The sequence below is a fragment of the Mesorhizobium sp. WSM4837 genome (genome assembly GCF_055811435.1).
This window is the reverse complement of record NZ_JBVVQE010000286.1, coordinates 1-238: the sequence shown is the minus strand read 5'-3', so window position 1 is coordinate 238 and position 238 is coordinate 1. Positions and strand designations below refer to the sequence as shown.

General features: G+C 97.5%; 1 protein-coding gene. It reads right to left on the bottom strand.

The features are described 5' to 3' along the window. Window positions 1-238, bottom strand: a 238-nt coding sequence (locus AC0L3D_RS37115) for a hypothetical protein (protein ID WP_473647589.1), incomplete at both ends; no start/stop codon positions are given.

The following is a 238-nucleotide window of genomic DNA, read 5'->3' as shown; positions in this document are numbered from 1 at the left end:
TATCGGGCGGGGGGGGGGGGGGTGGTGGGGGGGGCGGGGCGCCGGGGGGGCCGGGGGCGGGGGGGGGGGGGGGGGGGGGGGCGGCGGGCGGCGGGGGGGGGGGGGGGGGGGGGGGCGGGCGGGCGGGCGGGGGGGGGGGGGGGGGGGGGGGGGCGGGGGGGGGGGGCGCGCCGGGGGGCGGGGCGGGGGGGCGGGGGGGGGGGGGGGGGGGGGGGCGGGGGGTGGGGGGGGGGGGGGG